The following is a 26726-nucleotide window of genomic DNA, read 5'->3' on the forward strand; positions in this document are numbered from 1 at the left end:
GCATAGCACAAAGGACTACTGACTTCATTTTTTATCAAGAAGTTGTGAATGCCGCTTCCGGCACGCACAACTTCAATATTCACCAGACTGTTTTGAATCTTTTTTATAAGGTAAAACTCTCCTCTGCTTCAACACTTTCATCTGAGGTTTGTGCCCAAACTTTTCTGGAAACTAACGCTGACAGGTCTCCTATGGTGGTCTCAGTGAAAACTTCATTGACACTAACCTTCACTCCAAATTCCTTATGAATCTGTGCCATAAGCTTCATAGCACTTAAGCTATGTCCACCAAGTTCAAAGAAGTCGTCAGCAGCTCCAATACCATTTTTTCTCAGGATCTTCTCCCATATCGCCACCATCTTTTCCTCTACCTCGTTACGCGGAGCTATAAACTCTGTTTTTTGGGTGAGACTTTCCGGTTCCGGCAATGCTTTACGGTCAATTTTGCCATTGCTCGTCAAAGGTAGTGAAGGCATCGGAACAAAATAAACAGGGATCATATAACCTGGTAAATATTGACTCAGGTAATCTCTGATTTCCTGTGTGGCTATATCATTATGTTGTACATAGTACCCGCAAAGCTGATTGTTCCCGTCCGAATCAGTAAATACGTTTACCACTGCTTCACTTATGGACTCATGCTTGGACAATATGCTTTCGATCTCTCCCAGTTCAACTCTGAACCCTCTGATCTTCACCTGATGGTCAACTCTTCCCAGAAATTCCATATTACCATCAGGTAACATGCGTCCCATATCACCTGTTCGATACATTCTTCCACCCAGTTGTTGGTTAAATGGATCTTTAACAAATGATTTAGTGGTCTTTTCCGGATCGTTAGCATATCCCTTGGCTACACCAATGCCCCCGATGTATAGCTCACCGGCCACACTATATGGCACCGGTTCCTGGTTTTTATCCAGTATGTAGAAATAGTTGTTAGCAATAGGTTTACCGTAAGGTATGCTGCTCCAGTACGGATTTACATCTTCAATAGGGAAGAAATTAGACCATACTGTGCCTTCTGTTGCACCTCCGAGACTTATTACCTGGGCATTAGGGAAGAATTTTCTGACCTTATCCGGCAACTGTACCGGAATCCAGTCTCCACTCATAAACACCAGCCTCAATTCATGTTGAGCAAAAATCTCCGTACGCTGCTCCAATTCACCAACAAGGTAGTTCATAGTTGTTGGCACAGAATCCCAGAATGTGATCTTTTCTCTGATCATCAATTCACTCAGCACGTCAACATCCTGTACCTCTTCCTTACCGGCTATTACTACCGTACCGCCTGCCGACAGCATACCAAAGACATCGTAAACTGACAGATCAAAGCAGATAGAGGTAATAAACAACAGTCGGTCTGAAGCTCCAACCTCATATGTTTTGTTCACCCATTCGATCAGGTTAACAGCAGAACGGTGCTCTACCATTACTCCTTTTGGCCTTCCTGTAGAGCCTGAAGTATAAATGGTATAGGCCAGCTGATCGGTTGGAACGGTAATATCGAGGTTATCTGTTTTTTCGGATTTCAGGCTTTCATGATCTATTACATGAAACTGTACGTTATCAACCTCTTTAATAATGGGATAGTCTTCGTCGCAAACTACCCTGTTGATACCGGAGTTATTGATAATATACTGCTGTCTGTCTACCGGGTATTCCGGGTCAATGGGCACATAGGCGGCACCAGCCTTAAGTACGGCATACATGCCTACCACTGTGTCAAATCCTCTGCCTATCAATAGCCCTACGTTATCTCCAGGCTTCGTTCCCTGGCTCACCAGATACCTGGCCAATTGATTAGCCGATTGGTTCAGCTCTTCGTAAGTCATGGTTGACTGATTACGGGTTAATGCAACCTGATCCGGGCTTTCTGAAACCCTGGCCTCAAAAAGCTGACTGATGGACTTATCGCTTGAGTAATCACAAATGGTATCATTAAAGTCTGATAAGACCTCTTTCTTCTCTGTATCGGTTAAAAGAGATACAGAGCTGATCGGAAGTGATGCGTCTTGCACAAACTGCTCAAGTATTCTAACGTAGAGCTGTAATGCATAGCCAATTTCCGAACGGTGAAAATAAGCAGGAATGTATTGTATTCTGATTGACAGTGAGCCCTGGGTTTTGTCAACTTCCAGGTCAAACATGGTATTGGTCATTTCGCTGGAAATACTTGTTTCCTCATCGAATAGTCTTTCCGAAGCTTCCTGAATAGCGGTATCTTCATTCCATTCCTGGTAAGAGTGGAAGTCTGTAAAGTTCAGTAAGGTATCAAACACAGGGTTCCCTACCGATGCTTTTTCACCCACTATTTGCCCTATATCCGATAAATGTATCTCATTGGGTTTTACATCAATCAAATATTTATGGATAAATTCAATCAGTTGAAGTCCGCTTTTTATTTTATCGAATTCAACCCTGACCGGGATGGTATTTAAGAAGCAACCGTTTATTTTTTCACCATCTTCTAATTCTGGCCTGTCGTGTGTTACCATACCGGTCACCACATCTTCTTCAGAGCAAACGATATGCATCAGGTAGGTATGAGCTGCGAGGAAGATAGACTTGAGCGATACACTATGATATGTTCTTAACTCTTCCAAATTATGGAGCAACTCCTTACTAATGGGCTGACGAACTGACTTCATACCTTTTTCATCGGATATTTTAGTCCTTCTGAAGTTGAAAGGCAGCTTGTTCCGGGTAAACCCTCCCAGCAGGTCTTTCCAGTATTGTCTGATAGAATCAGACTCTTCTCTGCCTAATATTAAGGCACAATAGTCTTTATAGCTATGTTTTAACGGAGGCAGATCTTTCAGGCCTTCTTTATCCAATAGATTAGATAATTCAGTATTGAAAACTGAGAAACTCCAACCGTCTGATATGGCGTGATGAAAGTAGAATACGATCAGGCAAGAGTCGCCTTCAACTTTAAAAACATTGAGGTTCCACAAAAGCTCATCATCAAACTTAAACCTGGCATCTAAATTTTTCTCAGTAAGCGTTCTGATCTTGATTTGTTTCTCGGCCTGGGATAAATTCGAAATATCTTCAAAGTTTACCGGCAGATCTATATCTTTCAATACCACTTTTAAGGGTTCTCCATAGCTATTCATATAGTATTTGGTTCTATAAATAGTATGGCGCTGAACCATTTTGGCTATGGCTGCATTGAAATTGTCTATGTTATCAATGTCTACGTTCAAAATGAGTTGTTCGTGGTAAACAGGCTCCTCAGGGCGCATCAGGGATGAATAGATCATTCCCAGTTCTATGGGTGTTAAAGGATAAACATCTTCGTATGATTCCGGCAGTTCAATCCATCCCTCCTGATCAAAAATTCGCTGTTTAAACGCTTCCAATTTATCCATTCCCGTCATCAGAGCATTATGCAGGGAAGCATTTGCCTGATCGGCCAAATATTTGGCAAGGTCCTCAATGGTCTTATTCTCATACAAAGCGCCTATATTGAGCTCTTTATCCAGTTGCTTTTTTACTTTGGCTACTATTTGTATGGATTTAATAGAATCCCCACCCAAAGAGAAGAAGTCGTCTTTGATACCTATATTTTTCTTATTCAGTACCTCCTGCCAAATGGCAACTAATACTTTTTCTTCAGGTGTCCGGGGAGCTACATAATTTCCCCTGTTTTCATTTGCCGCATTTCCCAGTTTAAGCAGGGCCTTCTTATCTATTTTCCCATTACTGCTTAATGGCATTTCGTCAAGTGCAATGATCTGATTCGGCACCATATATCCAGGTAATCCTTCACTCAAATACGCTTTTAAGCTTTTCTCACTTACATCACTGATTATTTTTACCTCTCCCTTTTCATTAAAAAGCTTTTCATAAAACTTATTTTGCCTGAACTCCTCACCATGATTGAGTGACTCAAAGGTAAAAGGCTCTTCACCCCTCTCTTTCCTCACTATTTTCCCATCCAGTACATAGTCTGTGGTTAGTTTATCATCCGACAGCTTTCTGCGGACATCAAAATGCAGCTCATCGCCTTTATGCATTTCGACTCCTTCAGGGAAGACCGGAAAATAGACCGGCATATGATGCGTTCCCTCAATGCTGTTAATGATCATTTTTTCATCGAACATGGCATTTATCCATAAAGCAAAACCGTGGGCCTCACCATCTTTCGTTACTGTTAATTTTACGGAATTAGTGGCTTCAACTTCAGTATTTTCATCATACCCAATATGCTCAAACAGGCCATCGTCAGAGATAAGATAGTCCCTTGTGAAGTTTCGCAGGCAAAGCCTTAAGTCAAACTTATGCCCCTGTTTGTTAAAGATATCCTCAGCATAATGCATCGACATATGGGAGAAGGCATAATCAAAAGCATCTTCAGGCAAGCTGGCCAAGCCAATTTTTGTGTGGTACTTATTAGGTACAAAGGTAATTGGCTCCTCTTGCTTCAGGTTTGATTTCAGGTTGTTGATCATGGTAATGCAACCATCTGAACCGGCAATATTTCCGACCAGGGCAGAAACACATACATCAACTTTCTCAGGAAATTCTACCTCTGAAATATCTCCGTGAATCAGTACTACTTTATCTTGAAGTCCATATTTCTTAAGATTTTCCTGAGCCATTTGGTAGGCTTCATCAGAGATTTCAACGGCATATACCTTTTTAGCTCCTTCAGCCAGACATTGACGGGCCAGGATCATATCAGGCCCTGTGCCTGCGTCAACTACTACTTTATCTTTAACAAGGTTCTCAATTACTTTCTTATAACCTGAAATACGCGTATAGTCCGTTGCCATCGATTGGTACACGAACCGGTCATAAAGAGAATGCTCTCCTAAAGACGGAGCGATCTCTACTTTCCTGCGCTCTGTAAAAAATGCTATCAATTCACCCTGGTTATTCTCCCCTTCTTTATGCAATACAACCCCTTCATTTACACGGCTATTTTTGTTCAGGACACTTTCTATTTCTCCAAGTTCAACTCTGAAACCTCTGACTTTGATCTGATCATCTTTTCTTCCCATGAACTCTATGTTTCCATCGGGCAACCACTTGGCCAAATCGCCAGTTCTATACATCCTCTCTCCAGGCAGGTAAGGATTCTCAATGAATTTCACATCGGTCAGGTCTTTATCATTTAAATATTCACGAGCCAACCCAACACCGGAAACGCATAGCTCACCGGCAATACCTTCAGGTACTAAATTCAATTCCTCATCCAGAATAAAGACCTTTTTATTGGACTGTGGTGAACCTATTGGAATACTGGAATATTCTTTCTCAGGGTCAACTTTGTACAAGGCGGTAAGCACGGTTGCTTCAGAGGGCCCATAGGCATTATAAAAGTCCTTTGTTTTTGCATAATACAGGGCATCATCCACAATGGCAGCTTCTCCGCCAGTGATAATGATCCTGAGAGAGTCCATTGAGGGCCTGTTCAAAGTATGCAGGTATGAAGGTGTTAAGGTCATCAAAGTGATCTGATTATCTTCTACATACTTCGCAAAGGCCTCACTGTTATTTACGGTTTCTTTATCCGCTAAAACCAGGGTGGCACCACCCAACAGGGCCATCACGATATCCAGAACAGAGGCATCAAACAACAATGAAAAGAATTGCAGAATGTTATCGTCAGGCGTGATCTCAAGCACATGTATATAACCAAACGCTAGGTTCACCACTCCCTGATGCTCAACTACCACTCCTTTTGGATTTCCAGTAGAGCCTGATGTATAGATGATATAGGCCGTGTCGGTCACCTGGTTTATTTTATCAGGATTTGTAGTCGGGTAAGTAAGTCCTTCTAACTGTATATCGATAGAGAATAAATTACCCTCAAAGTAATCCAGTTCAAAAAGGTATTCAGATTGAGTTAAAATGGTTTTTAAACCCGTTTCACTAATGACATGCCTGATCCGCTCTTTAGGGTTTTTCGGGTCTATGGGTACATAAACCCCTCCTGCTTTAAGTATCCCCAGAAAGCTGATAATAGAATTCTCCGATTTATCCATCAGCACAGCTACACAGGCTCCGGGCTTCACATCACATTCGGTTCGTAAATAGTGTGCCAGCTGGTTACTTTTCTGGTTTAGCTGATCATAAGTTAGCGTTGTGTTTTTATAAACAAGTGCCTTATTTTCAGGGGTTTTGATGGCATGTTCTTCAAAAACATCAACCAGGGTTTTATCCTTTGGAAAGTCTAAATCTGATTGGTTAAACTCGTTAACCAGCTTGTTTTTCTGTTCCTCCGATAAGAATGAGATGTCCTTAACGGATATATCCAGTTCATTGAAAAAGGAAAGGATATTTTGAAAATGCAAAGCCATATTTTCAACAAACCACTGGTCAAACTTTTCAGTGTTGAAGGAAATTTTTATATGAACCCCAGCTTCCTTAACAATTTCAATGATAAGATCGTAGTGTTTCAGGCTATCTGCAGGTGGTGCGGTATGCACCTTCTGATCAAACAACGCAACATTAGTGAGAGGAAACTTGTCTGCTGAAGATTTATCCTTGGCGAGAAGGCGGTATGGGAAATTTTGATACTTATAGCTTTCCAGGGTGCCCTGGTTTACCTTTTGAAATAGTGTTTTAAGCGACTCTTCTTTGTTGACACTCTGAATAAGTGAAACATGTGCCTGCACTATTTCTCCAGTGACACTACTTTTGTGCAAAGGAGTATCAATAATCACATCCGCGCTTCTTTCATACTTTGAAAAAAGGATATCAAACCCTGCTTTCAAAAGAATGAATAGCTCAAGGTCTCTGCCACCTGTATACTTTTCCAGTAAATCGGTGTGTTTTTTATTCAACTCAAAAGTATACTCCGGATATGGATAATTACAATCTCCGTTAAACTTATTTCCTTTTACTTTGAATGCATTATCTATTGAGCTTAGCTTCTGCTCCCAAAATTTTGAATGATTAAAAAACTTTTTTCCTGTATAAGCGGCCGTTGTTTCCATTTTAAATGTTTCAATAATGTTTTTGAATTTGATTTTCTATTGCTACGTGCAGATCTTCAATACATCCGGACAATTCTTTCCTAAAAATTAAACTGGGTAGATACTTCTACCTTATTTTCCTCGTCGTCCTTGTCTCCTACTTCTAATTCATAAATCTTGACCTGGTTGTCATTGATAACTTCATTCATCACGCGCAATATCCTTTGCACAAACTCATTTATGGTTTCTTTTTTAAATAAAGCGACATTGTATTCCACATACCCCGAGATATCTCCATCCTTTTCCTGAATTACAATCCTCATATCTATATTACTTACCAGATAACCCGAATTAAACCCTTCAATAGAGAAATCGTCAGACTTGACCTGGCCTGTTGGCTCCATACTGTTTTCAACCAGCAACAAAATATCAAATAATGGGAATCTGCTTCTGTTTGCTTCAATGTCAAGGTCTTCCACCAGTAGATCAAAAGGATAAACCTGGTGATCGTAAGCCTCAAGCGCTACTTGCTTTGCTTTCTCCAATAAGGCCTTAAAGGTGTCCTCTTTGCTGAATTGCGTACGCAGCGCCAGGTTGTTGATATAAAAACCAATCTGGTTCTCGAGGTCTTGGTGATCTCTTCCTGAAATTGGTGTACCAATTACAATATCTTCCTGCCCGGTATACCTGTAAAAGAGTGAATTTACCACTGCCATACAGAATATAAAGAGACTTACCTCCTCCTGCTTGCACAACTCGTTGATGCCGTCCACCAACGGTTTGTCTAAAGTAAAGCTTACAATATCACCTTCCGTTTTCCTTATCTCAGGTCGCGGATAGTCTGTCTCAAAATTCAACAATGGTGCACCATCACTAAATTTACTCATCCAGTAATCACGATGGTTGATCAGGTTATCTCCTGTCAGTTTTTCACGTTGCCAGTAAGAATAATCCTTATACTGTATCTCAAGTGCCGGCAGTGGATTTTCTTTGTCCTGTCTGAATGCATTGTATAATGCAAGTACTTCCTGTATCAAAATATTCATAGACCAGCCATCATAAATAATGTGGTGGATTACAAAAAGCATCAGGTGTTTGTCCTCCTCAAGGTGGAACAGGTTAACGCTAAACAAAGGCCCTTTCTCCAGATCAAAAGGAATTTTTATTTGCTCGCGCATCAATGCTTGTACATTTTCAAGGCTATTTTCCTCCCCTCTCAGGTCTACATATCCCACTTCAAAACCGTAACCAGCACTATCATGTACCTTTTGTTTGATTACCTCATCCAGTTGGGTGAAAGTGGTTCTCAATATTTCATGCCTATCCAAAAGTGCAAAGCAAGCCTTTTCAAATGCCGGCCTGTCAAATCCTCCTTCAAAAATGTAGGTATTAGGGATGTTATAGGCACTTTCCATGCCATCAAACTGGCTAACAATCCACAGACGTTTCTGTGCGTAAGACACATCGTAGTAATCACGCTGAGCAATGACAGGAATAGACTCGTATTCCTCTTTAAGCGAGGAATCAATTTTTAAAGCCAGGTCCTCCAATACAGGATTCACAAAAATGTCTCCTATGGCTATTTGCACATTAAACACTTTATGAATTCGTGCCACTATTTGTATGGCTTTTAAAGAGTGGCCTCCAAGACTGAAGAAGTTATCTTTTAATCCGATTTTGTCTTTTAACAACACGGACTCCCAGATCTCAACCAGTTTTCTCTCATTATCGGTTCGGGGAGCAAGGTATTCCTGCTCTTCACTTTGCTCTATCAGGCTTAGTTCTGCTAAAGCCTTCCGATCAATTTTGCCATTGGGAGTCAATGGTAAAGTTTCCCGGGCTACAAAGAAGGCCGGTATCATATACTCCGGTATATATTCAGCCAGCTTCTGCCTGACCTCCGAACTACTTGGTTCAAAACCTTCGGCAAGCGTATAAAAACTGGCCAGTTCACAATTCTCGCCATCACTATAAACAGGAATAACTGCAGCCTGGCCAATCGCGTCCATTTGCAGAAGTGCCTGTTCCACTTCTCCAGTTTCTATTCTATACCCTCTCACTTTAACCTGCTGGTCAATCCGTCCGAGCATCACTACTTCTCCATCGGGCATCCATTTACCCTTATCTCCGGTCAGATAGATTCTGCTATTATCCTTAAAAGGGTTTTTAATAAACTTCTTACCGGTCAATTCAGGCTGTTGCCAATAACCTGAAGATACGCCCGCACCTGCAACACAAATCTCTCCGGGAACCCCTACAGGCATAGGCCTTTGATTGTGATCCAATATGTAAATGCGTGTGTTGGCTATAGGCTTTCCAATGGTTATAGGCTCGCCATCATCGCTGATCGATTTGATCATACAGCCAATGGTGGCTTCTGTAGGACCATATTCGTTGTATATCTCTATGGCAGGGTTAAGGGCTTTTAATATCCTGACATGCTTTTCATGCAATTCTTCGCCTCCAACGATGACCTTTTCGATCGATGTTTTCTCCATGCCAAGCTCTTCCAGTAAGTTGATATGCGATGGTGTCAACTTCACTACGCGAACTTCAGAGTTCGGGTCAAAGACCGCTTTCAGGCGTTCATCAACTTGCTTGTGATCAAAAATGATCAGTCGCTCACCGCGTGTAAGGCTGGAGAAAATACTCGTAAGTGTTAAATCAAATGACAATGATGTAAACAAGGCCATCGGGCTTTGGCTGCTCTCTCCGAAGTAGTACCCATTGGCCCACATGATATAATTGGAAAGGTTTTCATGCCTGATCTCGACACCTTTTGGCGTACCTGTTGATCCTGAAGTATACATCACATAAGCCAGGTCCTGAAGATTATCGGTATAAGTCGGATTGCTAGCTTCAGTACTGAGTTGTTCAAGCTGAACATCCATAGCAAACAATTGACCACTGTATACGTCAACCATATCCAGCATAAGGTCTGAGCGCGTGATCAATACCTTGGCCTGAGAATCGGCCAGCAGAAATGCTCTGCGCTTTTCAGGGTAGTCTACATCTACCGGTATAAAGGCTGCTCCGGACTTTAGTATGGCCATTATGGCTATGATCATTTGCTCATCGGGTGGTAGCATCAACGCAACAGTATCATTGGGTTGAATTTGACATTCCGATTTCAGGTAATGAGCCAGGCGATTGGCAGATTCCTGAAGTTCCTGGTAGGTCAGTGACCTATCGCCAGATACAACACTTATGGCTTCAGGGTTTTGGGCTGCCTGCTGGTCGAAAAGCTGATATACTGGCTGATGATTTGCTACATCCGCAGTGCTGGTATTAAACGCTTCCAATAGCAGGGTTTCCTCCTCACGGCTCATGTATTGCAATTCTTCCAAAGGAAGTTCCATGTTGTCTACTACATGGGCTGCCAGTTCTTCCACATGACGTAGTATTTGTGATACTCTTTCTTGAGTAAACAAATCGGTATTGTACTCAACGGCCGCCATTATACCTTGCTCTGACTGATCAAACTTAAAGGATAGGTCATACTTACTGACCGCGTATGGTGCTGCTTCCGGAGCAATCGTAGATTGATCAGACGAGCCTCCTGATTTTTCTTCAGCGCTATCAATCTTAAAGTTCAGGAACTCTACCAACACATCAAACAATGGAGAGCGTCCCGGATCTCTTTTCAGCTCCAGTTCGTCCACCAGTTTATCAAATGGATATTGCTGATGTTTCAATCCATCTACTACATTCTGTTTTACGTGTCGTAATGCTTCAGCAAATGGCTGTTGGCCTGAAAGCTGGGAACGAATAGCCAGCATATTGATATAGAAACCAATCTGCCCTTCCAGGTCAGGATGCTCTCTTCCCGCTACCGTAGTACCGATAACCAGGTCCTCCTGCTGGGTGTAGCGATGTAAAAGGGTCTTGACCAAAGTAAGCAGAACTACAAAAAGACTGGTACCATTCTGCTGACTCATCTGCTGTAACTTATCACTCACTACCGGATCAAAGACTGCACTAACAAAGCTTCCGTTAAAGGTTTTAACAGTTGGCCGTGCCTTATCAAGAGGCAGTTCCAGTACAGGTATTTCACCTTGAAACTGATTGAGCCAGTACTCCCTGTCCGGGTTATTTTGTGTATCATTCAATGCCTGGTTTTGAGCCAGGGCATAGTCTTTATATTGAATCCTAAGCGGCGGTAACGGGTTTTCACGGTTTTGACTGAAGGCATCATAAAGTGTGAAGATCTCCCGCGACATGATCATTACTGACCACCCGTCAGAAATAATGTGATGCATCACAAATATCAGGCGGTACTCATTACTTCCCAGTTGAATTAGTCTGGCGCGCAACAGCGGTCCCTTTTCCAAATCAAAAGGTTCATTGACTACGGCCTGGGTTATGGCTGCTATCTGCTGATCCTGGTCCGTATGGTCCCTCAAGTCCGTGTGCTCTATCCTGAAGTTAAATTCAGCGCTTGAATGAATCTTTTGTTTGGGCTCTCCTTCAACGGTTATGAAGGTCGTTCTCAAACTCTCATGCCTCTCAACAAGTGTGGCAAATGCCTGCTCCAGGGCTTCAACATTAATATCCTTCAACGAATAAGCGGCAGGCATATGGTAAGCTGCGGCACTCTCCTTGAATTGATGGATGACCCACAAACGCTTTTGAGCATGCGATACATCATAATATTCTTCTCCTTCAGGAGCCAGTGTATATTGAAAGGTACTATGCTTCGACTTCTCTACTTCAGGGGCCAGTTCCTGTATGGTACGATACATAAAAATGCTGTTCAACCCAATATTGGCACCCATCTCTTCATAGATGAGGTGGGTAATTCTAAGCGCCGTAAGTGAGTGCCCTCCCAGCTCAAAGAAGTCGTCTTCAATACCAATAGGTGACCTGCCTATTATTCTTTCCCATATGGAGACCAGCGTACTTTCAGTCTCGTTTCTCGGAAGCACGGTATTTGACTCCGGTTCATAATCTACCTCGTCATATTCAGAAAGTTTGCTTCTATCGACTTTACCGTTAGGAGTCAATGGTATAACCTCTGCTACTTCAAACTTAGACGGGATCATGTAAGCAGGCAAGCGTTCCCTGCAATATGACTGGATACTTTTGATCAATTCTTTTTTGCTCGTCCAAAGTCCTTCATGGTTGAATTGTATCGGTTCGAGTACCTGACGATCAGTATTCTGATTTTCGCTATCTCGCGTAGCATAAAGATTGTAAAGTCCGGTGCCTTTGAGCAGATCTTCTTCTTTGGTGTGGATGATGAAACCATGTTTGTTCAACAGGTTTGTAATGGTATCAAGCCTGCCATCCACATCATGCACCTCGATGACCACCTGTTTGATCATCGGCCAGTGCTCATCGTCTATTCCTTCCAATACGTTAAGTTCACTCCTCTCCACATCGACCTTCAGGTAATCTATTTTTTTGATGTTGTTCTTTCTGATGACATGGGAGATGCTGGTGAGCTTACATTGTATCTCTTCACCTTTGATCCGCGCATCTATTACATCATTGATATGTGAACCATCTACTGCTGACCCCTCCTGCTCCAATTGGTTTATAAGGGTCGTACGCAGTATACGCTTATCGTCTGCTTCATCTCCATACCTTCCTGAAAGTGCTGTATTGTTCGGATAGTAGGTAAATGTGGCAGTTCCTTCTTCATTGGATATGCCAACATTATGCACATGAATGTTAGGGCTGTATATAGATGCATTGGCTTTGAGCACATGATATACTTCAGGCATAGGCTCAAAGGCGTATACATTAACATCCTGAAAATGAAGGGCTGCAAACATCGAAAACATACCAATATTGGCTCCCACATCAAAAATTACATCTCCATGGTTCATTCTTATACCATGACGAATATAGCACTGGTCTCCAAAGACCTCATTGTAAATAAAATCTGTCTCCGTTTTATTGATGTGAAACCCGATAAGTCCATTTGGAAACTTATAAAGTGAAGACAACAGGTCAGGATTAGCCTTCAACAGGTCTATAATCTTAAAAATAGGATACGTACGATGCTTATCAAGCTTCAACACACCGGTAAGGCTTTTTTCCTCACCAGCATTGTCTACCTGAAGGTATGCTTCGCTAACAACAGGATGCTGTTGCAGCACATGTTCTATCTCTCCCGGCTCTATCCGTATTCCACCGATCTTTAACTGGTCATCAACCCTGCCCAAAAATTCAACATTACCATCGGCTTTCCTCCTGGCGATGTCACCGGTCCTGTATAGCTTATGACTGTCTGCATCAGCAAACGGGTCTTTAACAAATTTCTCTGCGGTTAGCTCAGGAGAGGCCAGGTAGCCATTGGCTACACCAAGTCCTCCCAGGTAGATCTCACCTTTCATGCCTACGGGAACCGGATGCATAGCCTTGTCCAGGATATACACCTTCACATTAGGCACTGGCTTTCCAATAGGTATTTTAGTAGGTTGATTTTCCCTTTCCGCCGGCACTTCGTATACCGTTGAGGAATCCACACCCTCGGTGGGTCCATACACATTCGTGATTTTGACCTGACAATGTGCTTTACTTGTCCAGTCAAGGAAAGGTTTAATATTGAGTTGCTCGCCTCCAAAGGCCAACCACTTTAATGTTTGGAGTCCCTGGTAGTCCTCTTGCCCGGCATGCTGCAATACTGGTAAAAAGGCGGTAGGCACACAGTTAATATGTGTTACCTGTTCTTTAGCAATCATATTGGCAATAGCCTCGGGGTCATAGCTGCCGGCAGGGCTGATCACCACTGTACCGCCTGCCATTAAAGGGGCTATCATATTTTTTATAGAGGCATCAAATCCAAAGGGTACCATCAATAGCACATTGGAAGAGGTTTCCATTTGATAGCGCTCTATATACCAGTGGCACAGGTTAGATAGTGAACCGTAATTCACCATCACTCCCTTTCGCTTACCGGTAGACCCTGAGGTGTAAATGATATAAGCCAGATCATCAGCTTTATAGCCTGCATTAAAGTCTTCCGCTGATTCTTCCAACTGGCCAAGCTGATAGTCGAGCACAAAAGCCGGCTTATCAAACCCAGTGATGTTAAACATATAGGTAGAGTCCAGAAGCAATACTTTCAGGTCAGTTTCTTCAAATATATTCCTGGTATGATCTGCCATGTGAGCAGCGTCTATTGGCACATAGATGGCACCCAGTTTGAGTATACTCATCAACCCTATGATCATTCGCTCCGAACGGTCCACCATGAGACCTACGGCATCTCCTTGCCTCACTCCCATTTCATCATGCAGATGCCTTGCCAGTTGATTTGACTTTGCACTCAGTTCACCATAGGTTACTTTGTTTTCATTATAGACTATCGCCTGAGTTTCCGGATGCTCAATTGCCTGAGCCTCGAACAATTCTACCAGACTTTTATGGCTTGCTGAATCGGTGATCTTTCCATTAAAACCCGTGAGTACCTGTTCCCTTTCTTCTGCGGTCAGGTAGTCACTTTCTGCCAGACGCACTGTAGGAGTGCTGAGTTTATCCATCAGGGTTTCCAGGTGCCCTTTTATATGCTCAACAAAATACTTGTCAAAACCTTCGGTATTATAGCTTACTGTCAGTTCAAGTGATGCATCCTTACGGGCAACCTGTATGATCAGGTCATACCTGGCTGTATCTTCTGATTCCAGGTGAATGCCATCGTAGGTCAGCAAAACATTGGTTGCATATACAGGAGCCTCATCGGAATCATCCTCTTTCAACAGATTGAGGGGGAAATTCTGATAGGTATATGACTCTTTCACCAGCTTTTGTACAGCCACAAGGTGTTCTTCCCATGACTGTTCCTCTCCTATAGTCATCGCCATCGGGACATAATCCACGAGGCGTTTCTTATCCTTTTGAGACTGAAGCAGTGGTGTATTAATGATAACAGCAGATTGCTCAGTGTACTTGTGCAGCAGGGCACCGGTCACCGCAAGTAAGGACACAAAAATGCCCATATCATTGCCATTAACCAATTCAAACAGAGGAGCTGTTTTCTCCTTATCAAGCGAAAAGGTCAGGTTTTGCAGCTTCCCGGCACTATCACTGTTGCCTTGCTCCTGTTTAAAAGCAAAACCATGCTCATGACTGCTGAGAAACTGTTTCCAAAATGCTTTATAAGGGGCATACTTGCTACTTGATAAAAGTACTTTATCCATTCGTTCAGGAATTTATTTATGGCTTTTTATTAAAATTAAAATCGTAATCGAATACCTCACCGGCCTCTGCTTCACCTTGCTCCTCCTCCTCAGAAAGTAAGATATCATTAATTCTTATTTCAGGATTTTCGACGATGTTCTCACAAAGTTTTATGAATCTCTCCATCAATAGCTCAACCGTCTCTTTTCTGAATAAATCTGTATCATACATCACTTCAATGTAAATACCACTGGCCTGTTCATACAGATCTATAATGAGATCGTAAATACACACAGTTTCAGCGTGATTGTAAACACTTACCTTCAATCCTTCCATTTCTGCTTCTTCACTTTGCGTAAGTCCTTTGTTTTGCAGGGCAAAGACTACATCAAACAGGGACGACCGACTTCTGTCTTTCTTCAGATCAAGATCATCCATCAAAAGGTCAAGTGGATACATACGGTGCTCATGCGAACCCAGCACCACATCCTTCACATTGCTCAATAGCTCCTCAAAACTATCATCTCCCTTAAATTTGGTTCTTAATGCCAATGTATTTACATAAAAACCGATCTGACTTTCAAGGTCCATATGATTTCTACCGGCTTCAACCGTACCCACTACAATATCTTCCTGTAGTGTGTAGCGATACAGCAGGGCATTGAAACATGATAACAGGGCGGTAAAAAGTCCTGTACCATTTTCCAGGCTTAACTTTTTCAGTCCTTCCATCACCGGTTGATCCATATGGAATTTCAGGATGTTACCGTTATTGTGCTTCTCTTCAGCTCTCGGAAAATCAGTAGCCAGCTGCAACACAGGAATCTGTCCTTCAAACTGCTTTTGCCAATAGGCTTTGTGTTCGGCCAGGTTGACACCGCTCAACTCGTTGTTGTGCCATGCAGCGTAATCCTTGTACTGGATTTTCAAAGGTTCAAAAGGATTTCCTTTACCTTGGTTATGGCTATTGTACAGGGCTAGCACTTCATTGATCAAAAGGCTGACTGACCATCCGTCTGCTATAATATGGTGCAATGTAAAGGACAGGATGTAATCCTCATCTTCTACTTGTAACAGTTTACACCTCAACAAGGGACCATTTTCCAGATCAAAGACTTTTCTTGTCTCTTCTGATACAGTCTGGCTGATGATAGCTTCTTTTTCTTCGGTATCTCTCAGGTCGATGTACTCTACCGGAATGAAAAAGTCAGGTTTCATTATCTTCTGCCTGGGCTCCCCTTTCACAGTTATAAAGACTGTTCTGAGAGCTTCGTGCCTTTCCACCAGGGTTTGAAAGGTTCTTTGCAAGGCATCAACATTAAGCTCACCAGTTAGTCTGAAATTTCCGTTAATGTTATAACCTATCTGATCCCTGGAGTAATGATCCATTAAGATCCGCTTCTGATTGTAGGAAAGCTCATAGTGCTCTTGCTCATCAATGGCTTTTATACCTTCATACTGACTTTTCTCTGCCTTGGCTGCCACTTCAGACAATTGCTCCAAAGTTGGGTTACTGAAGATGTCTCTCAACTCAAGTTTAGCCTTCATTTCTTTGTTGATCCTGGAAATTAGCTGAACTGCCTTGATCGAATGTCCACCAATAGCAAAGAAGTTATCCAGCACGCTTATACGCTGCTTTCCTAATAGCTCCTCCCAAATAGTTACCATTTGCTCTTCCCAGGTATTTCTTGGAGCGATATAGTTTTCTCCACTTTCTAAAGCTCCTGCGGCATCAGGGGTCGGTAGCTTAGCTCTGTCAATTTTACCGTTATTGGTCAACGGTAAACTATCCATAACTACAAAGCTTGACGGCACCATGTATTCCGGTAAAAACTTGTGCAGGTGCTCTCTCATCATTTTTGAAGAGTAAGGCTCTGTACCGTCGATAGTTAAATAGGCCGTCAGGCAGTCAACCCCGGTACTGTCTTTACCTGCGGTAACTACCACTTCTTTAATTCCTTTATAGTTTAGCAATGCATGTTCAATTTCTCCCAGCTCAATTCGATACCCTCTTATCTTAACTTGCTGGTCCATTCTCCCCATATACTGTATTTCTCCGCCAGGCAAAAGCATTCCCAAGTCTCCGGAACAGTACAAGGTTTCATCGGCTGTATATGGATTGCTTATAAACTTCTTCTTGGTGAGTTCCTCATTATTTAAATAACCTCTGGATACTCCTTTTCCTCCTATAACCAACTCGCCTGTAGTACCTATCGGTTTGAGTTGATGGTTCTCATCCATAACGTAAATACTACTGGCCGGTAACGGCTTACCGATATTACTTAACCCTTCTGCTATTTCCTTTTCACCAATTTCTTTGTAGGTCACATGTACCGTGGTTTCGGTAATACCATACATATTGATGAGCTTCACCTCTGAATATCGCTGATACCAGTCTTTTAAAGCATTGGGATTCAGCGCTTCTCCTCCAAATATAACATAACGAAGGAATAAATTCGGTGGATTTTCACGACTTATTATTTGCCGCGCTATATGCTGAAAGAATGATGGAGTTTGGTTAAACACGGTGACTTTTTCCTGCTCGAGTATTCGAACTACTTCTTCAGGGTTACCTGCATCTGCCTCGGGCACAATAACCAGTCTGCCACCGTAAAGAAGTGCTCCCCAGATTTCCCATACAGAAAAATCGAAGGACATGGAATGAAATAAGGTCCAAACATCAGAAGCCGAGAATTCAAACCCAAATGCTTCATTAAATAGCAGCCTTATTACATTACGGTGTTCTACCATTACACCTTTGGGTTTACCAGTGGACCCTGAGGTGTAAATCACGTAAGCAAGATCATTAGAACGTACTCCATTTTCCGGATTTTCGGATGAATAAGAAGATATCTCCTCGGAATGATCATTCAGACTGATCATTCCTTTTGTAAGGTCACTTTCCTCCACATTTTCAGTATCGGTCAACACCACTTTCGAGCCTGTATCCTCCAGCATGTATTTTATTCTATCCTGCGGGTAAGCCGGATCGATAGGCACATAGCCGGCTCCTGATTTTAGGATACCCAATACGCCGGTAAGTGCTTTGGCTGAGCGGCCTGCAACAAGTGCGACCATATCATTGGCTTTTACCTGATGCTCTTCCATGAGGTAATGTGCTAATTGATTGGCACGCTCGTTTAACTCTCCATAGGTATATTCATGACCTCCTTCTACCACTGCTATGGCTTCTGGGTTTGCATCAACCTGCTGCTCAAACAACTGATGGATGGTTTTGTCATCTGGGTAAGCGATATTGTTCTGCTGATTGTTGCTGAGTAAAATCTGCTCCTTTTCTGATTCGGTCAGGTATTGTATATCCGACAGCCTTACCTCCGGATTTTCCAGAACACTGACTAGTAATTGTTCAAAGTGGTTCAGCAGCCTATCAATGCGCTCGGCATTAAAGAGGTCTGTATTATACTCCACTGTCATCAGCAGGCCATCTTCAAATTCAGCAAAGCCAAACGTGAGGTCGAATTTGCTGACCACATAATTATCCAGGTAAGATCCTTTGTTTTGTGCCCTCAAAGCCGGATCTCCCAATACCCCCTTTTCTCTGACATTTTGCAACACCATGAACACATCAAATAAAGGTGATCTGCTCAGGTCTCGGGAAAGATCCAGATCTTCAACCAGCTTATCAAATGGATAATCCTGATGGGAGTATGCCTCTAGTGTATCTTGTTTGACCCTTTCTAAAAAGGCTTCAAAACTTTCACCTCCATCTACCTTTGTACGCAGAGCCAGGTTATTGAGGTAAAATCCTATCTGGTCTTCAATGTTATTATGACTTCTGCCTGCAATTGGCGTCCCTACAATTAAATCATCCTGCCCTGTATAGCGATATAACAAGGTATTGACCAATGCCCTTAGTGTCATAAACATAGTAGCACCATGCTCCTCATTGAAGCTATTAATCTTATCGCTGATGTTTTTATTCAGTATCAGGTCTTTAGAGCTACCTCTAAACGTTTTAACCAACGGCCTCGGGTAATCTGTTGGCAGTTCCAGGATGGGCACTTCGTTTTCAAATCTTCCGGTCCAGTAGGCACGGTGATCATTCATGGCAGTACCTGCTAAAGATTGATGCTGCCAAGCTGCATAATCTTTGTATTGTATGGTCAACGGTGCCAGTGGATCAGGCTGACTTTTCAGACAGGCCTCATATAAGGTAAATACTTCTTTTTTCAGTACTTCCTGCGACCAACCATCAGAAATGATGTGATGCATATTGCTAACCAGCAGGTATTTTTGGTCTCCCAGGTTAATCAGCTTAACTCTGAATAGCGGCCCGTTAGCGAGATCAAATGGTGTGTTGATCTCCCTATCGATCAGCTTCTGAGCCTCCTGTTCAGGCTGCTCTCTTTCAGATAAGTCAATATTTTCAAAGCAGTAACCAGATTCTTCAAAGCTTCTGATTTGCTGCTTAGGCTCACCGTCCACTGTAATAAACACCGTTCTCAAACTCTCATGGCGCTTAACGATTATTTCCAGTGCTTTTTCCAAAGCCAGTGGATCAATACCCTCCTGTGGGTAAACAGCAGGCATGTTGTATGCTACCTGATTTTCTTCAAACTGGTCCAGTATCCACAGACGCTTTTGTGCATAGGATACTTCATAGTAATCTTGCTCACCGACTGGCACAATGGTATCGTATTCCTCTTTTCCAGCGGCAGCAATGGCCGTTGCCAATAACCGAACAGTCAGCAATTCAAAGATGGTTCTAAAGTCAAACTTAACACCAAAATCTTTGTGGATATGATTAATCAGTTGAACTACTTTTAGGGAATTTCCGCCTGCCTTGAAAAAGTCATCATCAACACTGATGGTATCTTTATGAAGAATATCCTGCCATATTTTTACGAGTCTTTCTTCCGTTTCATTGGAAGGTGCCACAAAATCCTCATCATGCTGTATCTCAATGCCTTCTATTTCCTGTAAGGCTTTCCTGTCCATTTTTCCATTGGGTGTAACAGGAAACTCGTTGACTACCTTGAAATTTGCAGGCACCATATAATCTGGCAACCGGTCAGCAAGAAACTGCCTGATGTTTTTCACCAGTTCATTATTACTTGTCCATCGGGTACCCTCCTGGTTAAACACCACTGGTTCAGGCAGTACCCTTGGGGTATCTAACCCTTGCTCATCGCGGGTAGCATAGAGATTATAGAGCCCTGAACCTTTGAGAATATCCTCCTCTTCCATTTTATAGGTAAATCCATGTTTCTTCAGGAGAGATTCTATCCTTTCAATATGGTCATCGATATCATGAACCTCCAGCACGATCTGCCTGATCTTAGACCAGTCTTCCTCATCGATACCCAGCAATACATCCAATTCACTACGCTCCACATCAACTTTCAGATAGTCAATGCGGGTGATATTATTTTCTTTAATGATGTCTGAGAGTCTTCTGATCTGACACTTCACCTGTTCTCCATGGATCCTCTCGTCCAGTATCTCCTCTATTTCGGCATCTGACAGGCTAATAGAAGACTGATTGGATTGATTAAACATGGTACGACGTAGAATCTCCTTATCACCATGCTCTTCTCCATATCGGCCTGAAAGCGCGGTATTGTTAGGGTAGTAAGTAAATTCTACCTCTCCGTTCTCTTTTGAGAGCCCCACATTATAGGGGGTTACATCGATATCGTAAAGTGAGGTATTGGTTTCCATCACCTCAAAAACAGGTTTGAGAGGTTCAAATGAGTAAACCTTTACATCCTTATAATGCAGTCCGGCAAAAAGTGAGAACATGCCTATATTACCTCCTACATCGAAGATCACATCCCCATCTTTAATTTTAATTCCGTGCCGGATATAAGCATTGTCTCGAAATACTTCATCATAAATGAAGTCTGTTTCTGTCTTATTGAGGTGGGTGATTTGCATCCCGTTGGGCAACAGGTACAGGTTCTTCAACCTTTCAGGCTGTTTTTTGCGCCATTGGGATATTGCATTGATAGTAAAGGAGGTCTCTCTATCCGGTGTAAATGCGGCAATAAGTCTGCTATCCTGCTCATGTTTTTCTACTACAATATGTGCCTCTCCTATTCCCGAATGTTTACGGAGCACGGTTTCCACTTCAGCAGGTTCGATCCTGATACCATTAATTTTAACCTGTTCATCTGCTCTTCCCAGAAACTCAATATTGCCATCAGGAAGCCAGCGACCAATATCTCCAGTGCTGTACATTCTGGCATTTTCGTCATCGGAAAAATGATCTCTGATGAATTTTTCGGTAGTAAGATCTTCCCTGTTGATATAGCCTTTGGCTACGCCCATGCCCCCAACGAAAATTTCTCCGGTAACCCCTACCGGAACCGGGAGCAGTGCATTATCCAGCACATAGACCTTTACATTTGAGACAGGTTTCCCTATGGGGGCAAAAGTATCTCCCTCCTTCACTTCATATACCGTATCGGTATCAACAGCCTCGGTAGGTCCGTAAACATTGGTCAATTTAGCGTGGCAATGCTCGCTACTTAGCCACTTTTCAAATGGCTTGAGGTTAAGCGGTTCTCCTCCAAAAGCAAGCCATTTAAGGCTCTGTAATTTTTTATAGCCCGATGGCTCCGCAAAGTACAATGCTCCCATAAATGCACTGGGAACGCAATTTAAGTGAGTAACTCCCTCACCTTCAATCAGGTTAACCAGATACTCAGGGTTATAATCGTCACTGGCAGGCAGTACCACTTCACCACCAGCCATCAGTGGACCGATTATATTCTTAACAGAGGCATCAAAACCCAGCGGTACAATGACCAGCATTTTAGACTGTACATCAATACCGTATTTCTCAATGTACCAGTTGCATAGGTTATGAAATGACTTATAGCTTACCTCTACGCCCTTTCTGCCTCCTGTAGACCCTGAGGTGAAAATAATATATGCTGTATCATTTTCGTCATATGGCGCTGATATATACTCAGTGGTCTCCTCCAGCGTATCCATCTGGTAATCCAGTACAAATACAGGCTTTTGAAAGTCGCTTATCCTAAACATGTGACTGGAATCAATGAGGAGTGCACTGAGATCAGCATCTCCTAGTATTTGATTTACCTGTTCCTTAGAAAAACTGAGGTCAACAGGTACGTACGTAGCTCCCAGCTGCATGATAGCCAGGAACGAAATGACTGCTTTTTCTGATCGCTCACAAATTAACCCTACACGATCTCCTTTTTCAACCTTCATTTCGTTTCGCAAATGGTGGGCTAACTGGTTCGCCTTTTTTGCTACTTCATCATAAGTGTATTTATGATCTCTGAATGAGATGGCCGGATTGTCTGGCGTTTGCTCTGCCTGACTTTTGAAAGCTTCTATGATGGATTGTCGAGTTGAAAAATCAACCGGCGAACCATTAAAGGTTTCAAGTATTTTACTTGCCTGCTCGTCATCCAGATAGGCCAGCTGAGTAATGTCCTTGTCCAGTTGATCAAATCCGGAAAGCACTTTCTGAAGGTTACCAGAAAAGTCACTGATAAAGCTTTCCTGAAACTTTTCCGGGTTGTAATGAAAACTAATAAAGAAGTCTCCTCCTCGCTGATTAACCTCTAATATAAGGTCAAAAAATGCACCCTTTAAGTTAATGGCATGGATATCAGGATTGTAAAAAGCCACATTAGATTTATCATCACGCAATGTACTGTCATCCAGCAGTTCAAGGGGATAATCCTGATATTGATAGCTTTTTGCAATCCGTTCCTTAACAGCTCCAATGAATTCTTTTACAGATCCGCTTGTGGGTACTACCTGATGTAGCACTACGAGCTCCTTATCTCCCGGCTTTAAGCCTTCCCTATTTTTAGCAAGCTTTGGAGTATACAGGGTTGAGTACTCAAGACCTGTATACTTTGCTAAAATATAATGATAAGCCGACAAGAGTATAACACTCACATTCAACGGTTTATCTGCCGTTATCTTATGTACCAGAGCTGCAGGTTTTTCTGCTATTTTATACTCAGAGGTTTTATAAGTGACAGCGTCTCTGTTGATGGTGCTACCTTTTGCATTGGGAAAAATAAAGGGCTTATCGATTTCCGACAGCACTTTCTGCCAGTGCGCTTTATGATCTGTATATTCTCTACCAGTAAAAAGTACTGAATCCATTTTCTTCTCTTTGGTGATATCCATTTGGGTGATTTAATTAAAGACTACTTCCTCCGATGCGAAGACCATTTCCTTGGTGGCATAAAGTCTTTCGGAGGCAATATTTCTACTTTCACAAGCGGCTATTACCTGCTCTGAGGCTTGCTCTGAAGCATTTTCATGCTTATGCTGCAGGGCCATGAAATAGTTAAGCCACGGTTCGGCTCCCATAGCGTACAGATAAACCTGTTTGAAAGCAAAAATGTCAACCATTTCCATTACGGCCTCATAATCAGAACCATTGGACCTTCTGATCTGATCCAAATCTCTATCAATCTCCTTAGGAAATAATGGCCCATAAGCCCATGACATAGGTGCTCCGGTACATTCCAAACCGACAAAGAAGGTATCTATATCGCCAAGTACTTCATGTACTTGCTTGTAAACTTCCGGGTTAAGACTGTTAGAGTCGGCAGCCACAAGGAACGTATTTCCATTGAAGTTCAGGTGATAGGTAGATTTACTTCTGATATCGAGATCGCAATGCTCTCCGAAGAAAGGTACTCCCGTAATCTCAAGCCCCTCTGTACTGATGGTCTCCATCTCATCGATTTCAAAAACATTCTTGAATCCGATATTCTGCAAGATCAACTTCATGGAAGGGTCTTCCAGTGAACCTATACCTGCTCTGGGAACAATGATATTCTTGATTTTCTCTCTTAACTGAAGCAAAGTCTCAATAACGATATGATCGTGATGGGTGTGAGTAATTACTACATAATCAATCACTTCCGGCAGATCCTCATAGGTATATCTCGGTAGATCAGTATCATATTTATAACTGATGAGCGGATCGGTAAGTACTGCAGCATCTTTAGATTCCAGCAATACGCAGGCATGTCCAAAGTAGCGTGCGCGAACACCTTCTCCATCGTAACGCTTGGTAATTTTATGAGGCTCTTCGGTTAACAAGGTCTTGAGCACCTCTTCTTTTTCAGGCTTTATATCAAACCTTTCCATGATATACTCTAACGTCTGAGGCTCAGTCTTCAATCGCATCAGCTCATCTACCAACTCGCTGGAGAAGTCTATAGGCAATTGCAGCATATGCTCATCATCCAGCCTTGGAGTACTTAAAATAAATGGTCTATGATCACTATTGATCAGGGTAAGTGAAAGTGTTTGTGCATCCTTCTTATAATACTCGCTTTTGTACAGCAGGTTTTCAATTAAGCGGAATGACGGTTGGTACTCCATATCATAAACCAGCTCAACAAACTTTTTGATAGAAGCAGGTATTTCTTCATACAACTCTGTTAACGGTTTTCCCTTGGCCTTTTCATTCAAAAGCTCATATAACTTTTTAATATCATTGGCCAGGGTTATGTGGCACTCAAACTCCTGCTCTGAATAGGCTTTCAGGGCTTTGACTTCATCTACTCTTTTACCATCGAAATCAATGAAAGGCCCACCGATAAGGTCAGGGTTTTTCAGCGCTGCGGCATGGGCCATAGGCATTTGTACATAGGAGTTAATGGTCGATAAATGAGCATTGACAAGGTACATCGCCGCTGTAGCAGGCTGAATGAGATATGGATGCGCATGCCATTGGTTAAACAAAGGTTCAATTTGAACGTTCGACTTTAAATAATAATGGTTCATGTTTTTTTAAGACTGTTAGTTGATTGTTTCTAGAGTTTTAGAGTTTAATGCATTTTTAATCTCCTGCTCCATTTTACTGAAATCTCTGGGTGAGGTCTCGGGAACAAAAAGTTTATCCTCTTCCCACTTTGAAGGATCTAAGCTAATCGCGTTGATATTGATCCATTTACCATTTTCTTCAAACCGTGCCATTTGCTCTGGCATGGTATCTTCTACGGCCATAAAGAAAATGACATGTGCAAGCTCTTCAAGACGATCCATAGCATACCTGATGTTATCGAGTATTTCAACGAATTTCCTTTCTTTTGATTGCGTGTTTCTTACCAATAGATCAGTAAGTGTAGGCAGATCTTTGATGTAGTCAACAAAGTCAAAGGCCACGGGGCTTTCAGGGTATTTAGCCCACTCCAGGTAAAGCTTGATCAACTTAGCCTGGGTAACGAAAATAGGAGATGTCAACTGGCTAACCACGGCACTCATTTTCGGGTCCAGGTAGATATCTTCATAGTAAAGCACATCTGAAATACCTAAGGCTACCTCAAAATCCCAGATAGTCTTTAAAACCATCATTCTTGGTTTATTCAATATAGGGTAAACACTTTGAATATTATGTGCAAGGTTCTCGATTAGGGTAAGGTAGAACTTGTTGAAGTAATCCGTATCCTTTTTCGTAAGCTTATTCTGCAGATCCATCTCAATGAGTTTGCAGGTTATTCCATTGCTATAAGCAATCATATTAGACCCGATAGAATAATAAGGGTCAACGAATGCACCGGCTTCTCCGACACATGTCCAACGCTTCTCTGAAAAAACCTGATGCGAAGAATAGCTGTAATTCCTGATCGCCTTAAAATCCAGCACTTCATATTTTTCAAGATGAGGAGCCAATAAAGGTTCATTCTTTGCTATCCATTGCTTCGCTTTTTTCAAAGTGGCGTACTCTGCAAAAGGATGACATTCCTCGGTAGTCACAATACCTACGCTGGTACATTCCGGATTAATTGGAATAAGCCATACCCAGTATCCTTCTCCCATCAGGTGGTTTGTAGAAAGCCACCTTCTTTCCTTTACTTTTTCATGCCATTCAATGTTTTCCTTTGCTGCCAGTTCGGCAACGTCCAATACACCGTCGATACGGAACCAAACTGAGCTGTGAACTCTTTCGTTGGCTTTGCTAAGGTTAAGTTTCCTTTGAATAAGCTTGCGTCTGCCACTGGCATCTACAACCCACCTGCCGGAAATGGTGCGAACATCCTCTCCTACCTGAAAAGTCACTTCGTGCGGCTCTTCACCCTCTCCAAATACAATATCCTTTACAGTGGCCCCTTCGATCAGGTCAATACCTTCTTCACAAACAAGCATTCTGAGGTGCTCCTCAAATCTACCTCGGTTTAACTGTACTGATTTGGCAGGTAGGTATTCAGAAACACCGTATTCCGGGCGCTTATCTACTGTATCAGTAGAGCTTCCATAGAAGTATCGTAGCCCCAACTTCTCGTGGTGGAATTCATCGATATAACTTTCCAGTCCCATTACCTCATTGAAATAATAGGCTCCTACCTCGATACTGGACTCTCCAACCTTTAAAGTAGGACCAGGAAGAGGTCTCTCTAATTGCTCAAGTACCGCTATCGACAATTCATCATTTTGAGATCTTAGTTGTCTGGCCAAACACAATCCCGCGAGGCCTCCTCCGCAGATAATTACGTTATAGTTCATATGGTTAGTTTTATTAAATTTTTGTTCTTAATTATTTAGTCTATCATTTTAAATTTTGAAGAATACTCCTGTCTCCTGGCTTATCAGAATCCTTATTGATAAATCATAGAATACCCGTTTGCCACATTTACGCAATGACAATGAGGTGTAGTAAAATCCAAAAAAACCGGGATAACTTTTGCCGGATAGCGTT

General features: G+C 42.3%; 5 protein-coding genes. All 5 read right to left on the reverse strand.

Annotation, left to right across the window (positions count from 1 at the left end; all coding sequences use genetic code 11):
• Positions 1–103: 103 nt before the first annotated feature.
• Complete coding sequence (locus tag JMN32_RS22735) at positions 104–6952, reverse strand: non-ribosomal peptide synthetase (protein ID WP_202858686.1); 6849 nt, start codon at positions 6950–6952, stop codon at positions 104–106.
• A gap of 80 nt (positions 6953–7032) precedes the next feature.
• Complete coding sequence (locus tag JMN32_RS22740) at positions 7033–15078, reverse strand: non-ribosomal peptide synthetase (RefSeq protein ID WP_202858687.1); 8046 nt, start codon at positions 15076–15078, stop codon at positions 7033–7035.
• A 16-nt stretch (positions 15079–15094) separates the two neighbouring features.
• Entirely contained in the window at positions 15095–23197 is an 8103-nt protein-coding gene (locus JMN32_RS22745; protein WP_202858688.1) for a non-ribosomal peptide synthetase, read from the reverse strand.
• A gap of 9 nt (positions 23198–23206) precedes the next feature.
• The gene (locus JMN32_RS22750) at positions 23207–24814 is read right to left on the reverse strand and encodes an MBL fold metallo-hydrolase (protein ID WP_202858689.1); all 1608 of its coding nucleotides are present in this window, start codon (positions 24812–24814) and stop codon (positions 23207–23209) included.
• Positions 24815–24829: 15 nt separating this feature from the next.
• Complete coding sequence (locus tag JMN32_RS22755; RefSeq protein ID WP_202858690.1) at positions 24830–26533, reverse strand: NAD(P)/FAD-dependent oxidoreductase; 1704 nt, start codon at positions 26531–26533, stop codon at positions 24830–24832.
• Positions 26534–26726: the final 193 nt, after the last annotated feature.

Origin of the sequence: Fulvivirga marina (assembly GCF_016775155.1) — a bacterium.
GTDB classification, from domain to species: Bacteria; Bacteroidota; Bacteroidia; order Cytophagales; family Cyclobacteriaceae; genus Fulvivirga; species Fulvivirga marina.

What these genes read in the sequence shown, in the direction of transcription:
- JMN32_RS22735 (WP_202858686.1), bottom strand. Translation starts at nt 6,952, where the DNA reads ATGGAAACAACGGCCGCTTATACAGGAAAAAAGTTTTTTAATCATTCA.
- JMN32_RS22740 (WP_202858687.1), bottom strand. Translation starts at nt 15,078, where the DNA reads ATGGATAAAGTACTTTTATCAAGTAGCAAGTATGCCCCTTATAAAGCA.
- JMN32_RS22745 (WP_202858688.1), bottom strand. Translation starts at nt 23,197, where the DNA reads ATGGATATCACCAAAGAGAAGAAAATGGATTCAGTACTTTTTACTGGT.
- JMN32_RS22750 (WP_202858689.1), bottom strand. Translation starts at nt 24,814, where the DNA reads ATGAACCATTATTATTTAAAGTCGAACGTTCAAATTGAACCTTTGTTT.
- JMN32_RS22755 (WP_202858690.1), bottom strand. Translation starts at nt 26,533, where the DNA reads ATGAACTATAACGTAATTATCTGCGGAGGAGGCCTCGCGGGATTGTGT.